The sequence below is a fragment of the Massilia orientalis genome, assembly GCF_030411975.2.
Classification (GTDB): domain Bacteria; phylum Pseudomonadota; class Gammaproteobacteria; order Burkholderiales; family Burkholderiaceae_D; genus Telluria; species Telluria orientalis.
On record NZ_JASNRB020000018.1, the window covers coordinates 1 to 14,068 of the forward strand.

Annotated in this window: 11 protein-coding genes and 1 pseudogene; 3 read left to right on the top strand and 9 right to left on the bottom strand. The window is 65.6% G+C overall.

Going from position 1 to position 14,068, the window contains the following annotated elements:
* From QPK29_RS24700 to QPK29_RS24740, 9 genes and pseudogenes are all read right to left on the bottom strand, one after another.
* Nucleotides 1-185: pseudogene (locus QPK29_RS24700) on the bottom strand (ribonucleotide-diphosphate reductase subunit beta); the annotation flags it as partial.
* A 93-nt stretch (nt 186-278) separates the two neighbouring features.
* Nucleotides 279-3,191 (bottom strand): ribonucleoside-diphosphate reductase subunit alpha, encoded by a 2,913-nt coding sequence (locus tag QPK29_RS24705; RefSeq protein WP_371768933.1) that lies wholly within the window; start codon nt 3,189-3,191, stop codon nt 279-281.
* Between the two features lie 450 nt (nt 3,192-3,641).
* Nucleotides 3,642-5,075, bottom strand: coding sequence for a sigma-54-dependent transcriptional regulator (locus QPK29_RS24710; protein ID WP_371768932.1), 1,434 nt, complete (start codon nt 5,073-5,075; stop codon nt 3,642-3,644).
* A gap of 17 nt (nt 5,076-5,092) precedes the next feature.
* On the bottom strand, nt 5,093-6,784 hold the full coding sequence (locus QPK29_RS24715) for a two-component system sensor histidine kinase NtrB (protein ID WP_056124232.1): 1,692 nt from the start codon (nt 6,782-6,784) through the stop codon (nt 5,093-5,095).
* An 8-nt stretch (nt 6,785-6,792) separates the two neighbouring features.
* A complete protein-coding gene (locus tag QPK29_RS24720; protein WP_056124235.1) occupies nt 6,793-7,086 on the bottom strand; it encodes a PP0621 family protein in 294 nt (97 codons plus the stop codon).
* Complete coding sequence (locus tag QPK29_RS24725) at nt 7,083-7,886, bottom strand: cytochrome C assembly family protein (protein WP_056124239.1); 804 nt, start codon at nt 7,884-7,886, stop codon at nt 7,083-7,085. The genes QPK29_RS24720 and QPK29_RS24725 overlap by 4 nt, the downstream gene beginning before the upstream one ends.
* A 177-nt stretch (nt 7,887-8,063) precedes the next feature.
* A complete protein-coding gene (locus tag QPK29_RS24730; protein ID WP_371768931.1) occupies nt 8,064-8,858 on the bottom strand; it encodes an ABC transporter ATP-binding protein in 795 nt (264 codons plus the stop codon).
* A gap of 2 nt (nt 8,859-8,860) precedes the next feature.
* Nucleotides 8,861-9,694 carry an ABC transporter permease gene (locus QPK29_RS24735; RefSeq protein ID WP_056124244.1) on the bottom strand — a complete coding sequence of 278 codons (834 nt, stop codon included), beginning with the start codon at nt 9,692-9,694 and terminating at the stop codon, nt 8,861-8,863.
* A 23-nt stretch (nt 9,695-9,717) separates the two neighbouring features.
* Complete coding sequence (locus QPK29_RS24740; protein WP_056124248.1) at nt 9,718-10,692, bottom strand: ABC transporter substrate-binding protein; 975 nt, start codon at nt 10,690-10,692, stop codon at nt 9,718-9,720.
* Nucleotides 10,693-11,066: 374 nt separating this feature from the next.
* On the opposite strand from QPK29_RS24740, the gene ffh reads away from it, so the two are divergent.
* The 3 genes from ffh to QPK29_RS24755 all read left to right on the top strand — a co-directional run bounded on the left by ffh (nt 11,067) and on the right by QPK29_RS24755 (nt 14,059).
* Entirely contained in the window at nt 11,067-12,434 is a 1,368-nt protein-coding gene (gene ffh / locus QPK29_RS24745) for a signal recognition particle protein (RefSeq protein WP_056124251.1), read from the top strand.
* A 234-nt stretch (nt 12,435-12,668) separates the two neighbouring features.
* Nucleotides 12,669-13,085 carry an SWIB/MDM2 domain-containing protein gene (locus tag QPK29_RS24750; protein WP_082577110.1) on the top strand — a complete coding sequence of 139 codons (417 nt, stop codon included), beginning with the start codon at nt 12,669-12,671 and terminating at the stop codon, nt 13,083-13,085.
* A gap of 80 nt (nt 13,086-13,165) precedes the next feature.
* Nucleotides 13,166-14,059, top strand: a complete 894-nt coding sequence (locus QPK29_RS24755) for a LysR substrate-binding domain-containing protein (protein WP_056124257.1) — start codon at nt 13,166-13,168, stop codon at nt 14,057-14,059.
* The last annotated feature ends 9 nt before the right edge of the window (nt 14,060-14,068 follow it).

The window sequence follows — 14,068 nt, forward strand, 5'->3', positions numbered from 1 at the left end:
TCCCACGCCCATTTATATTTGAACGGGACCAGCTGGTTGACGTCGGTCTTGGCGTTGATGATGCGCTTGTCGTCCGCATTCACGCGCTTGGCGACGTCGGCGGCGCTGGCTTCAGGATTGACGGCAGCAAGGTTAGCAACCGCGGCCGGTGCGGCGGCCGGTTCATCGTCCCAGGAGAGAGCCATGATATTTTTCCTTCTTGAATTCTTTTAGCGGCATCGCCCGGGAGCCCGGGCGATGCGTGGTTACGTTAAGGTTCTGATCTATTTACTGGCAGCTTATTGGCAAGCCTCGCACTCGTCGAAGCCCGCATCGCCCGGCCGCAGATAGCAGGCCGCGCCGTCCACGACGTCCGGAGCTGCTGCGGCGACCGGTGCCGGTGCTGCCGGTGCGGCTGCCCCGCCGGACAGGCCGCCATCGACCGCCACGGCGTTCAGCGCGCCGGTACGGGTGGTCGACTTCTCCATGTGCGTCGCGGCGATCGTGCGCAGGTAGTAGGTCGTCTTCAGGCCGCGCAGCCAGGCCAGTTTATAGGTCTCGTCCAGCTTCTTGCCGGAGGCGCCGGCCATGTAGATGTTCAGCGACTGGGCCTGGTCGATCCACTTCTGGCGGCGCGACGCGGCTTCCACCAGCCACTTCGGCTCGACTTCGAACGCCGTGGCGTAGATGTCGCGCAGGTCTTGCGGGACGCGGTCGATGCGCGACAGCGAGCCGTCGAAGTATTTCAGGTCGTTGATCATGACCTCGTCCCACAGGCCGCGCGCCTTCAGGTCGCGCACCAGGCAGGCATTGATCTCGGTGAACTCGCCCGACAGGTTCGACTTCACGTACAGGTTCTGGAACGTCGGCTCGATGCAGGCGGAGACGCCGATGATGTTCGAGATGGTCGCGGTCGGGGCGATCGCCACGCAGTTCGAGTTACGCATGCCGAACTGCTTGATGCGGCTACGCACCAGGCTCCAGTCCATCGATTCCGACGTGTCCTGCTCGAGGTAGCCGCCGCGTTCTTCGGCCAGCAGCTTGATCGAGTCCTGCGGCAGGATGCCGCGGTCCCACAGCGAACCTTCGTACGACTGGTACCGGCCGCGTTCCTCGGCCAGCTCGGTCGACGCCAGGTAGGCGTAGTAGCAGACGGCTTCCATCGAGCGGTCGGCGAATTCCACGGCTTTATCCGACGCGAACGGCACGCGCATCATGTGCAGGCAGTCCTGGAAGCCCATGATGCCCAGGCCGACCGGACGGTGGCGCAGGTTCGAGTTCTTCGCCTTGTCGACGGCGTAGTAGTTGATGTCGATGACGTTGTCGAGCATGCGCATCGCGGTGCGGATGGTCTTCTGCAGCTTGACCACGTCCAGCCCGTCGCCCTTCATGTGGGCCGGCAGGTTCACGGAACCCAGGTTGCAGACGGCGATTTCGTCTTCGTTCGTGTTCAGCGTGATCTCGGTGCACAGGTTCGACGAGTGCACGACACCGACGTGCTGCTGCGGCGAACGAATGTTGCACGGATCCTTGAACGTGATCCACGGGTGGCCCGTTTCGAACAGCATCGACAGCATCTTGCGCCACAGGTCGAGCGCCTGGATCTTCTTGTGCACGGTCATCTCGCCGCGGGCCGCCTTTTCCTCGTACTTCAGGTAGGCTTCCTCGAACGCCTTGCCGACCTTGTCGTGCAGGTCCGGGGCTTCCGACGGCGAGAACAGGGTCCATTCGCCCTTTTCCATCACGCGCTTCATGAACAGGTCCGGAATCCAGTTCGCGGTGTTCATGTCGTGCGTGCGGCGGCGGTCGTCGCCCGTGTTCTTGCGCAGGTCGAGGAATTCCTCGATGTCCAGGTGCCACGTTTCCAGGTAGGCGCAAACGGCGCCCTTGCGCTTGCCGCCCTGGTTGACGGCGACGGCGGTGTCGTTGGCGACCTTCAGGAACGGCACGACGCCCTGCGACTTGCCGTTCGTGCCCTTGATGCGCGAGCCGAGCGCACGCACCGGCGTCCAGTCGTTGCCCAGGCCACCGGCGAATTTCGACAGCAGCGCGTTTTCCTTGATGGCGTCGTAGATGCCTTCCAGGTCGTCGGCGACGGTGGTCAGGTAGCACGACGACAGCTGCGAGCGGCGGGTGCCCGAGTTGAACAGCGTCGGGGTCGAGCTCATGAAGTCGAACGTCGACAGCAGGTTGTAGAACTCGACGGCGCGCGCTTCGCGGTTCTCTTCACGCAGGGCCAGGCCCATCGCGACGCGCATGTAGAACGCCTGCGGCATCTCGATGCGGGTCTCGCGGATGTGCAGGAAGTAGCGGTCGTACAGGGTCTGCAGGCCGATGTAGCCGAATTGCAGGTCGCGGTCGGCGACGATGGCCTTGGCCAGCTTCTGCAGATCGAACTTGCCCAGTTCCTCGTCCAGCAGCTCGGCGGCTATGCCCTTGGCGATGTATTGCGGGAAGTAGGTGACGTATTCGGCGGCGGCGCCGGCTTGCGGCACCTCCTTGCCGAAGATCTCCTTGCGGATCGAGTGCAGCAGGATGCGCGCGGTGACCTGGCTGTAGGCCGGATCCTTTTCCATCAGCGCGCGCGCGGCCAGCACGGCCGACTTGTGCAGTTCCTCGACGGGCACGCCGTCGTACAGGTTCTTGACCGTCTCGGCCAGGATGGCGTCGGCGTCGACGTGCTTTTCCAGGCCGGCGCAGGCGGCGTCGATCAGGGACGACACTTCGTTCATGTCCAGCAGGCGGCGCGCGCCGCCGTCGACCACGTGGATCTGCGGGGCGGCGATTTGCGTCGTGCCGGCGGCTTCCTTGGCGGCGCGGCGCTCTTCCATGCGCTTGGCGCGGTACAGCACGTATTCGCGCGCGACGTCATGTTCGCCCGAGCGCATCAGGGACAGTTCCACCTGGTCCTGCACATCCTCGATGTGGAAGGTACCGCCGTTCGGCTGGCGGCGCACGAGCGCCGCGACCACGTTGTTCGTCAGTTGCGCGACCAGCTCGCGGATGCGTGCCGACTCGCGGCCCTGCTCGCCATTGACGGCCAGGAACGCCTTGGTCATCGCGACGGCGATCTTGCTCGGCGCGAACGGCACCACGGCGCCGTTACGGCGGATGATGCGGTAGTCGCTGCCCGCGACCAGTTCGTCCGCGCTCTTGCCGGCCGTCGTAGCTGCCGCGACGGTGTTGATGGAAATGTCCGAAGATGTTTGCATTGAGCCTCCCAGCATTGGCGTCACAGACTGCCACCGCCTTTACGAATTAGGTAGATATGGACCCCTCGGAGTGAATCCAGGGAACGCTGCCAACTCATCAAAATTGGCAACTCGATAACTTTCTGCCGATAAAAAATAGGAGCGGCAATATTGAGAAAAAAAGCGTCGCGCTCCTACTCAGCCTGTTCGGCATTAAGGCCGTTGACCACTAGATGTAGTAGACAACGGCCTTACAGACCTAATTGTAGTCGATGTCCGCGATTTTTATGAGCTCTGTGAGTAAGATTTTTTTCTTGACATCGATCAGTGCCGATACTTGAAGCCTCCACGGCGAAGTAAGCACTAACATTGAATTTGTAGCGCGAATTCGTGTGCTTATTAATCGTGCAAAATCGGCCTGTTTGGCGTTGCTGCGTTGGCGAAAAGACCACGCGCTTCACAGTCCCTGACTCAGGGCTCGGGCGCGTGGATATCCAGTTTCTGCATCTGGTAGCGCAGCTGCCGGACGCTGATGCCGAGCAGGCTCGCCGCCTGCGTGCGGTTGAACTGGGTCTGGTTCAGCGCGCGCAGGATGATGTCGCGCTCGACCTGGCTCAGGTAGTCCGGCAGGTTGCTCGGCAGCGCGCCGTACGCGAGCGGCGGCGGTGGCGCGGCCTGCTCCAGCGCCGCTGTCGGCGCCGGTGCCGCGCTCACCGGCGTCTGCGGCGGCTGCGGCACGACGGCCGCATCGCCCAGCTTCGCCCCTTTCAGCAGCAGGTCGCCCACTTCGATCACGCCGTCGTCGGCAAACGCGAGCGCGCGTTCCAGCACGTTTTCCAGCTCGCGCACATTGCCCGGGAACGCATAGCCGCGCAGCGCGTCCAGCACGCCGGGCCCCAGTCGCGCCCCGCCCGGCCCGGCCAGGCGCGCGAGGATGGCGTCCACCAGCAGCGGCAAATCGTCCAGCCGTTCGCGCAGCGGCGGCAACGTGAGCTCGATAACGTTCAGGCGATAGAACAGGTCCTGGCGGAAGCTGCCGTTTTCCACGCATCTGGCGAGATCCTTGTGCGTGGCGCTGATGATGCGCACGTCGACCGGTTCCTCGACCGTCGCGCCGATCTTGCGCACGCGCCGCTCCTGGATCGCGCGCAGCAGTTTGACCTGCATCGCGAGCGGCAGGTCCGCCACCTCGTCGAGCATCAGCGTGCCGCCGTTGGCGGCCTGGAAGAAGCCGTCGCGCTCGTCGTTCGCGCCCGTGAACGCGCCCTTGCGATAGCCGAAGAACTCGGCCTCCATCAGCGCCTCGGGGATCGCGCCGCAGTTCACGGCGACGAACGGCTTGCCGGCGCGCGCGCTCTGGGCGTGGATCGCGCGCGCGGCCAGTTCCTTGCCGCTGCCGGATTCGCCGTTGATCGCGATCGGCGCCTGCGAGCGGGCCAGCCGCGCGATCTGCGTGCGCAGCGCCTGCATCGCGGGCGATTGGCCAACCAGGCGCGACGTGTCTCCGGCCTGGCTGGCGGCCGGCGCCGCCGCGGGGTCGGACAGTTTCAAGGCCGCGCGCACCATGGCGCGCAAATCGTCCAGCACGACGGGCTTCGACACGTAGTCGAACGCCCCGGCTTTCAGCGCGACGACGGCATTCTCGGCGCTGCCATACGCGGTGATCACGGCGATGGGCGTGCTCTTATGATGGGCAGCGACTTCGCGCACCAGTTCCAGCCCGAGTCCGTCGGGCAGGCGCATGTCGGTCAGCACCAGCGCATAGGGCTTCTGCCCCAGCAGCGCACGCGCCTCGCGGACGGTCGCGGCGCTGTCGACGTCGAGCCCCATCTTGAGCAGGGTGATCTCGAGCAGCTCGCGCAGGTCGGGTTCGTCGTCGACCACCAGGATGCGGGGTGAGCTCATGCCTTCTTTCCGTGACATTAGATAGTTGCACCGAACGTGATCACGAAGCGGCCGCTGGCCTCACCCGTGCCGCCGGTGCCCGCGCCGGGCCGCACGTCCTCGGTGCGGTATTCGTAGTCGAGCATCGCGCCGTTGTTCAGGCACAGCTCGCGCGCCAGGTACAGGCCGAGGCCCGTGCCCTTGCTCGACGTCGTGTAGAACGGTTCGAACAAATGCGCCCGCACTTCCGGCGTAATGCCCGGACCGTCGTCCTGCACGTGCAATTCCATGCGGCCCGTCGCGTCGAGCACGGGGACCACGCGGATGCTGGCCGGCTTGCCGCTCGCGTAGCGGATCGCGTTGCCGAGCAGGTTCACGAGCACTTCGCGCAGGTGCAGGCCGTCGAAACGCACGGACCGGCCGCCCGCATCGCCTACCCACACTATATCACCGGCCATGCCGTGCATTTCCGTGAACTCGGCGCGCAGCTCGGGCAGGAAGTCGTCCAGCGCGACCGGCGTGCCGTTCGGCTGCACCTTGCGCGACAGTTTCAGGATGTCCTCGACCATGCGGTTCACGCGCGCCACGTTGTCGTTCACGATGCGCAGCAGGCGCGTTTCCGCCGGACCGTGCAGGTCTTCCGCGAGCAGCGACGTCGCGTGGCCGATTGCCGACAGGGGATTCCGCACCTCGTGCGCGATACTGGCCGTCAGGCGTCCCATCGATGCGAGCTTGAGTTGCTGCGCCTGGTTTTCGATGGCGCTCACGTCCTGCAGGAAGACGAGGCTGCGTTCGGCCGTGCCCTGCGGCGTGTCCACGCGCGCGAAGCGCAACTTCAGGTGCACCGGCTGGTCGAGGCGGCCGCACACCGGGCCGTCCGTCTCGTGCCAGCGCTTGACGGTGACGAAGCCGCCGGTCGCCGCCGCCGGCGCGTCCATGCAGCGGCCGACCCAGTCCGTGAAGCGCTGCGCCACGGGTTCCAGCGCCGCCAGGTCGGTCAATCGAAACGTGTTGCCGTCCTCGCCCGGCTGCGTCTCCAGCCCGAGCATGCGGCGCGCCGCCGGATTGCCGCCGAAGACGGTGCCATCGCGCCCCAGCACGAGGATGCCGTCGTCCACGTCGTCGACGACGATGCGGTAGATCGCCTGCTGGATGCGCAGGTCGGCGCCGTGCCGCGCGGCCAGCTCTTCCTGCTTGATGAGGCGCGCGGCCAGGCGGTTCACCACCAGCACCACCGCGAAGAATGCAGCGCCGGTGAGCCCGGCCTGGGTCAGCGGCGGGTCGTCCGCGCGCATGAAGATCCCCCAGGTACTCTCGCCCAGCACGAACAGCGTGGCCAGCGCGGCCGAGAACAGGGCCAGCACCAGCGGCGCGAGGATCGCGGCGCCCGCCAGCGGGAACAGGTACAGCAGCGCGAGGCCGCTGCGCATGCCGCCGGCGGCGAGGTACAGCAGCGAGATCGCGACGATGTCGACGAGGACCTGGGCCGACAACTGCCACAGGAAGCGCCGCCGCCAGCGCTGGGCGACGACCGCGAACATCAGCGCGGCCAGCACGTAGGCGATGCACGTCTCGGCATACGCGGTGCCGTCGACGCGGCCGCGCCGCACGTCGATCGACAGGTACAGCAGCAGCACGAACGCGATCACGATGCGCGTGACCGTGAGCGTTTGCAGGGAGCGCCAGAACGTCGAGCGCGACTCGGCGGAAAGGGAAAGCCGGCTCGCCATGCGGCGGCTTACCGGGCCTGCTGGTGCGCCTCGCGCGCGTGCGCCGTGCCGCAATAGTCGCGGCCATCGGCCCGCACGGCTTCCGACGCCGGGAAATAGATGCCGCAATGGGCGCAGCACAGCATCGTCTCGGATTGGTCCTCGACGCGGCTCCAGGCCTTCGTGTCCCCGCCGGCGGACGCCGGTGCCGGCCCGGTGCCGGTGGCCGGGCCTTGTGCGCGCGTCATCGCGGCGCGCAGTTTGCTGCGGATGGCGGCCACCACGAGGATGACGAGCGCAATCCAGAAAAGCAGTCGCGTCATACGAACCCCCGGTGCAGAACGACTTCGAAAACGAACCGGCTGCCGACGTAAGCCAGCGCCAGCGTGGCGAATCCCGCCAGCGTGAAGCGCAGCGCGGTCTTGCCGCGCCAGCCGCGCCAGCGGCGTCCGGCCAGCAGCGCGGCGAACAGCACCCACGACAGCAGCGCGAAAAAGTTCTTGTGGTCCCAGCGCAGCGCGCGGCCGAACAGCTGTTCGGAGAACACGATGCCCGACAGGACGGTCAAACTGAGCAGGACGAAACCGATGCCGATCATGCGGAACAGCAGCCGCTCCATCGTCAGCAGCGCCGGCAGCTGGTCGAGCGCGCCGGTAAACCAGCCCTTCTTCGCGCTCTTCGTGTGCAGACGCGCCTCCTGCAGCGCCATCAGCACGGCGTGGAAGGCGGCGATCGTGAGCGTGCTGTACGCCGACACGGCGACCGCGACGTGCCAGCCGAACGCGGGCGACTGGTCCTGCACGGGCATCAGGTTGCCGGGGAATAGCGGCGGCAGGATCGCCGCGACGGCCGCGCACGGCATGACCATGCGGCGCATGCCGTCCAGCGCGAAATTGCGGTTCTCGATCCAGTAGGCGGCGACGGAAATCCACAGGGCCGCCGACAGCATGAATGCGAAGCCGACACGCAGCGTGCCATTCGACACGATGTCCGGCCACAGCGCGGCACCGTGCACGGCCCAGGCGACGGCGGTCACGGCCGAAATGGCCGAGCCCTGCCGCGACGGCAGCAGGGCACATACCGCGTACAGGATTGCCGCGGCGATGAATAGGGTGAGTTGCATACGCGCGAGTCTACACCATCCGGAATGGGCGAGGTTAGGTTGTCAGAAGAGTAAGCGGCACGTCATTCCCGCGAAGGCGGGAATCCATGCTGAGTTACCGGAGTCGCGCCCGCTTCGCGATCACCAAGATTTCCGAGGCTCAGTATGGGTTCCCGCTTCCGCGGGAACGACGGCTGTTCAATCCACGGCCGCGGCCTTGATTTCCGCGTCGTGATGCCGCTGCTGCTCCTCCATCACCATCAGCCCCAGTTCGCGCTTGAGCGCATTGAACTCGGGCGCCGCCGGATCGCGCAGGCGCGGCAGGTCGACCAGGATGTCGCGCTTGATCGTGCCAGGCCGGTACGTCATCACGACGATGCGGTCGGCGAGATAGATCGCTTCCTCGATGCTGTGCGTGACGAAGATGACGGTCTTCTTCAGTTCCGCCCACAGGCGCAGCAGCTCGTCCTGCAGGTTGCGCCGCGTGAGGGCGTCGAGCGCGCCGAACGGTTCGTCCATCAGCAGGATCGGCGAATCCAGCGCCAGCACGCGCGCGATCGCCACGCGCTGGCGCATGCCGCCGGACAGGTCCTTCGGATAGCGTTTGGCGAAATCCTCCAGCGACAGGAGTTTCAACAGCCCGCCCACGCGCGCCGCGATCTGCGCGCGCGCCATGCCCTTGATCTCCAGGCCGAAGCCGACGTTCTGCTCCACCGTCATCCACGGGAACAGCGCATATTCCTGGAATACCATGCCCCGCTCCGGCCCGGGCCCGGCGACCGGCACGCCGTCGGCCAGCACGCGGCCGGTCGTCGGCGGCGCGAAACCGGCGACGGCGTTCAGCAGGGTCGACTTGCCGCAGCCGGACGGTCCCAGCAGGCAGACGAACTGGCCGTGCGGGATCTCCAGCGAGATGTCCTGCAGCGCGACCATGCGCCGGCCGTCCCCGTCGAACACTTTACTGACATGGTCAATCACGATGTGTGCGGTCATGGTCAGTGCTCCAGGCCGCGGTGCCAGCGCAGCAGATGGTTGTTCAGTTTATTCATGCCGACGTCGATGGCGAGACCGAGCAGGCCGATCGTGATCATGCCGGCGATGATCTTGTCCGACCAGAAGTACTCGCGCGCCTCCGAGATGCGGAAACCGAGGCCGTTGTTCACGGCGATCATCTCGGCCACGATCACGACGATGAACGCCGTGCCGATGCCGATGCGCATGCCGGTCAGGATGTACGGCACGGCCGCCGGCAGGATCACGCGCAGGAACAGCGTCGTCCCGCTCGCGCCCAGGTTGCGCGCCGCGCGCAAATAAATGCCGTCGACCTGGCGCACGCCCGCGATGGTGTTCATCAGCACGGGAAAGAAGGCGCCCAGCGCGATCAGGAAGAAGGCCGGCGGGTTCCCGAGGCCGAACCACAGCATCGACATCGGGATGTAGGCGATCGGCGGAATCGGGCGCAGCAGCTGGAACAACGGATTCAGCCAGGCATGCGCGATGCGGCTCGCGCCCATGGCGAGGCCGATCGGCAGCGCCAGCGCGGCGCCGACGAGGAAGCCGACGATCACGCGGTACATGCTGCCGATGGCGTCGGTGATCAATTCGCCGGAGACCATCCACGCCAGCCGCCCGCCGCCGTTGGCCTCGTGCCAGGCCGGGTAGTCCTGCAGCGGCAGCAGGTACGCGATCCACTTGTGCCAGACCTGCAGCGGGGACGGCAGGACGTGCTCGTTGACCCATCCCATGCTCGCCACCCACTGCCAGATCGCGATCGCGACGATCGGCACGACCAGGCCGATCGCGATGTCCTGCCACCTGCGTTTCAGCATCTCCGCTCCTTGCGTGGTTTCGTTTACTTGATGTTCAGGCTCTTCTTCGCCTCATCCAGCAAATCGGTCTTGACCCAGTCCTTCGCCACCGGCGGCTTGGCCATCCGGCCGACGCCCGTCTTGAACATGATGTCGGCCGTGGTCTGGATGTGCTCCGGCGTGATGTCGTAGGTATAGGGCGAATTGCTGATCGCGTCGTCGAAATCGTCCTTCGTGATCTGGCCCTTGAACACGACTTCGCGCACGTATTTCTCGGCCAGCGCGCGGTCGCGGATGAAGGCGCTCGTGGCCATGACGAAGCAGCGCATGAATTTCTCCGCCACGGGGCGCTTCGTGTTGTAGAACTTTTCCGTCATGACCATCGTCCGCACCGGTTCGCCGATCGGCGTGTCGTACGGTTTCAGGACCTCGACGCCGAAGCCCTTGTTGATCGCCTGCGACGACTGGGGTTCGGACTGCATCATGGCGTCGATGTTCTTGCCCAGCAGCGCCTGGTTGAGGTCGGCGTATGCCAGGTAGACGATCTGCACGTCCTTGCCGGGCGCCGGGTCGGCACTGAGGCCGGCCTTTTGCAACTCGGCCATCAGGAGCACTTCCTGGATGCCGCCGCGCGTCACGCCCACCTTCTTGCCCTTCAGGTCCTTCACGGCCTTGACGTTGGCATCCGCGCGCGCGACGAGCCGGGCGCCGCCCTTCGCGAAGCCGGCCACGACGTAGATCGGCGCACCGCCGGCGCGGCCCGAGATCGCGGCCTCGGACGCCGTCGTGCCGACGTCGAGTTCACCCGCGATGATGGCCTGCATCACGTCCAGGCCCTTCGCGAAGATGCGCTCCTCGACCTTGATCCCGCACTTGGGCGCGATCTCCTTGATGTATGACACCGCGCCGTAGTGCGCGAACTTGAGGTTGCCGAGGCGGACCACGTCCTGCGCCTGGGCGCCGCTCGCGGCCAGCAGCGCGGCGATGGCGAGGGTCTTGCCGAACACGTGTGCTTTCATTGCCTGTCTCTCCGATTGGGGTAGAACTTTTATTGGAATGAACTGCGTGACGCCTCTGGAACATAAACTCGAAGCAATACATTGTCAAACCGTCCAATCAGGTTTTACCAAGAATCAAATCGAATCGTTGACTATGCCGCTTGCGAATGGCTGAATTCGGGTCTTGACGGGGAAAAACCCGCCCCGACATGCGGTAAAATGGCGTGTTGCGCGCCCGCCGCTTATATATATCAGGGAACCTCGAAAAACCGTCGCGAGCGGCAGCAATGTCGTTCGAGAAGCGCAGCTGTACGAGCAGTACAGCGAGCATCGCAGGACGACAGTGCAACGCGCAGTAGGTTTTTCGACGTTCCCATCAGTACAAAAGGTAGAACATGCTGGATAACCTGACACAACGCCTTGCCAAGGTCGTCAAGACGATGCGTGGCGAGGCCCGCCTCACCGAGGCCAACACCGCCGAGATGCTGCGCGAAGTGCGCCTGGCCCTGCTCGAGGCCGACGTCGCGCTGCCGGCCGTGCGCGAATTCATCGCCAAAGTGAAGGAAAAGGCCCTGGGCGAGGAAGTCATCGGCTCCCTGTCGCCGGGCCAGGCCCTCGTCGGCGTCGTGCAGAAGGAACTGGGCGCGCTGATGGGCGCCGACCTCGGTCCGGACGCGTCGCAGCTGTCGTTCGCGCAGCAGCCGCCGGCCGTGATCCTGATGGCCGGCCTGCAGGGTGTCGGTAAAACGACCACCACCGGCAAGCTCGCCAAGTACCTCAAGGAAGAAAAGAAGAAAAAGGTCCTGACCGTCTCCGCCGACGTCTACCGCCCCGCCGCGATCGCGCAGCTGGAATCGGTGACGAAGCAGGTCGGCGCCGACTTCTTCCCGTCCACCGCCAGCGACAAGCCGGTCGACATCGCGAAGAACGCGATCGACTGGGCGAAGAAGCACTATCACGACGTCGTCATCATCGACACGGCCGGCCGCCTGGCCATCGACGAGGCGATGATGCAGGAGATCGCCGCCGTGCACGCGGCCGCGAATCCGATCGAGACGCTGTTCGTCGTCGACGCCATGGTCGGCCAGGACGCGATCAACACCGCGAAAGCCTTCAACGACGCGCTGCCGCTGACCGGCGTGATCCTGACGAAACTCGACGGCGACTCGCGCGGCGGCGCGGCGCTGTCCGTGCGCCACGTGACGGGCAAGCCGATCAAGTTCGCGGGCGTGTCGGAAAAGCTGGACGGGCTGGAAGCGTTCGATCCGGCCCGCATGGCCAACCGCGTGCTGGGCATGGGCGACATCCTCGCGCTGGTCGAGGAAGCGCGCAAGGGCGTGGACATGAAGGCCGCGGCCGACATGGCCAACAAGATCAAGTCGGGCGGCAAGTTCGACATGAACGACTTCCGCGCCCAGCTCGCGCAAATGAAGAAGATGGGCGGCATGGCCGGCCTGCTCGACAAGCTGCCGGCCCAGTTCCAGCAGGCCGCAAACGGCGCCAACATGGACCAGGCCGAGAAACAGGTGCGCCGCATGTGCGGCATCATCGATTCGATGACGCCGGCGGAACGCGCCAAGCCGGAACTGATCAAGGCCAACCGCAAGCGCCGCATCGCGGCCGGCGCCGGCGTGCAGGTGCAGGAAGTGAACCGCATGCTGACCCAGTACGATCAGATGAACACGATGATGAAGAAGCTCAAGGGCGGCGGCCTGATGAAGATGATGCGCGGGATGAAGGGCATGATGCCTGGTATGCGCTGATCCTTGATCCGCCCCAACGACGCCGTGCGCGACCACCGTCCCGCACGGCTTTTTTGTGCTTGGGAGGCCTGTTTTTTCGCTCTAGGGAGGTCCGGGTAACACAACGGGCTGTTTTAGGGCTTGTAAGAGTGAAAAAATTTCGAAAAAGACTTGCACGAACACTAAAACCCTACCAATATAAGCCGGGTGCGCTCAAGCGCAAATTTCCATGTGTTCCGTTTAGGAGGCTCGAAGATGGCAACAGCCAAAAAAACCACCGCAGCGCCCGCGAAGAAAGGCTCGGCTTCGCCAGTGGCGAAGCCGAGCGCCAAGCCGGCGGCGGCCGCTAAAAAGGCAGCAGCTCCTGCCAAAGCAGCAGCACCGAAAGCAACCGCAGCAGCAAAGAAGCCTGCCGCGGCACGCAAGCCCAACGCCGCTTTCATGAAAGAGATGACCCCGTCCGCAACGCTGGCCGCCGTCGTCGGCGCGAAACCGCTGCCGCGCACGGAAGTGACCAAGAAAGTCTGGGACTACATCAAGGCGCAAAACCTGCAGGACGCGGCCAACCGCCGCATGATCAACGCCGACGACAAGCTGAAAGCCGTCTTCGGTGGCAAGGCGCAGGTGTCGATGTTCGAAATGACCAAGCTGATCTCGGATCACCTCAAATAAGAACATCTGGCTGGCTGCCCCATGGCCCCATGCGAAAAGCCCCGGCGAGCCGGGGCTTTTTGCTTTACATGACCTCCGACATGAGATTCGACCTGGTCGACCTGCAGCTGTTCCTGCACGTGCTGGATGCCGGCAGCATCACGGCCGGCAGCCGGCGCGCGCACCTGGCGCTGGCGTCCGCGAGCGAACGCATCCAGCACATGGAAGAGACGCTGGGCGTACCCCTGCTCGTGCGCGGCCGGCGCGGCGTGCAGCCGACGGCAGCGGGCCTCGCCCTGCAGCGCCACGCCCGCCTCGTGTTCCAGCAGCTGGCGCGCCTGCGCGCGGAACTGGGCGAGCATGCGGCGGGCCTCAAGGGCCAGGTGCGGCTGCTGTGCAATACGGCGGCGCTGTCGGAGTACCTGCCGGAGCGGCTGGCCGGCTTCATGGCGCGCCATCCGGACGTCGACATCGACCTCGAAGAACGCACCTCCAGCGACATCGCGCGCGCCGTGCGCGAAGGCGGCGCGGACCTCGGCATCGTGGCCGACACGGTCGACCTGTCCGGCCTGGAGACCTTCCCGTTCTGCACCGACCGCATCGTCGCGGTCGCGCAGCCGGCATTGGCGCGCACGCTCGTCACGCAGGAGGGACAAGCCGTGACGTTCGCGCGGCTCGTGGATTTCGACCACGTCACGCTGACGGGCGACAGCGCCCTGTTCCGCTATCTGACGCAGCTGGCCGAACGCGCGGGCCGCACCTTGCGCGCGCGGGTGCGCCTGCGCAGCTTCGACGCCGTGTGCCGGATGGTGGAGAGCGGGGTCGGGATCGGCCTGGTGTCCGAACCGGCCGCGCGGCGCTGTGCGCGCACGATGGACCTCGCCGTGCTGGAGCTGGCCGACGCGTGGGCGGTGCGCCAGCTGTCGCTGTGCATGCGCAGCTTCGAGGGCTTGCCACGCCACGCGCAGCAGCTGATCGAGGAGATTCGGGCGTAGGCTGAGAAA

Coding starts and splice junctions, on each gene's coding strand:
- QPK29_RS24705 (WP_371768933.1), bottom strand. CDS start 3,191: ATGCAAACATCTTCGGACATTTCCATCAACACCGTCGCGGCAGCTACG.
- QPK29_RS24710 (WP_371768932.1), bottom strand. CDS start 5,075: ATGAGCTCACCCCGCATCCTGGTGGTCGACGACGAACCCGACCTGCGC.
- QPK29_RS24715 (WP_056124232.1), bottom strand. CDS start 6,784: ATGGCGAGCCGGCTTTCCCTTTCCGCCGAGTCGCGCTCGACGTTCTGG.
- QPK29_RS24720 (WP_056124235.1), bottom strand. CDS start 7,086: ATGACGCGACTGCTTTTCTGGATTGCGCTCGTCATCCTCGTGGTGGCC.
- QPK29_RS24725 (WP_056124239.1), bottom strand. CDS start 7,886: ATGCAACTCACCCTATTCATCGCCGCGGCAATCCTGTACGCGGTATGT.
- QPK29_RS24730 (WP_371768931.1), bottom strand. CDS start 8,858: ATGACCGCACACATCGTGATTGACCATGTCAGTAAAGTGTTCGACGGG.
- QPK29_RS24735 (WP_056124244.1), bottom strand. CDS start 9,694: ATGCTGAAACGCAGGTGGCAGGACATCGCGATCGGCCTGGTCGTGCCG.
- QPK29_RS24740 (WP_056124248.1), bottom strand. CDS start 10,692: ATGAAAGCACACGTGTTCGGCAAGACCCTCGCCATCGCCGCGCTGCTG.
- ffh (WP_056124251.1), top strand. CDS start 11,067: ATGCTGGATAACCTGACACAACGCCTTGCCAAGGTCGTCAAGACGATG.
- QPK29_RS24750 (WP_082577110.1), top strand. CDS start 12,669: ATGGCAACAGCCAAAAAAACCACCGCAGCGCCCGCGAAGAAAGGCTCG.
- QPK29_RS24755 (WP_056124257.1), top strand. CDS start 13,166: ATGAGATTCGACCTGGTCGACCTGCAGCTGTTCCTGCACGTGCTGGAT.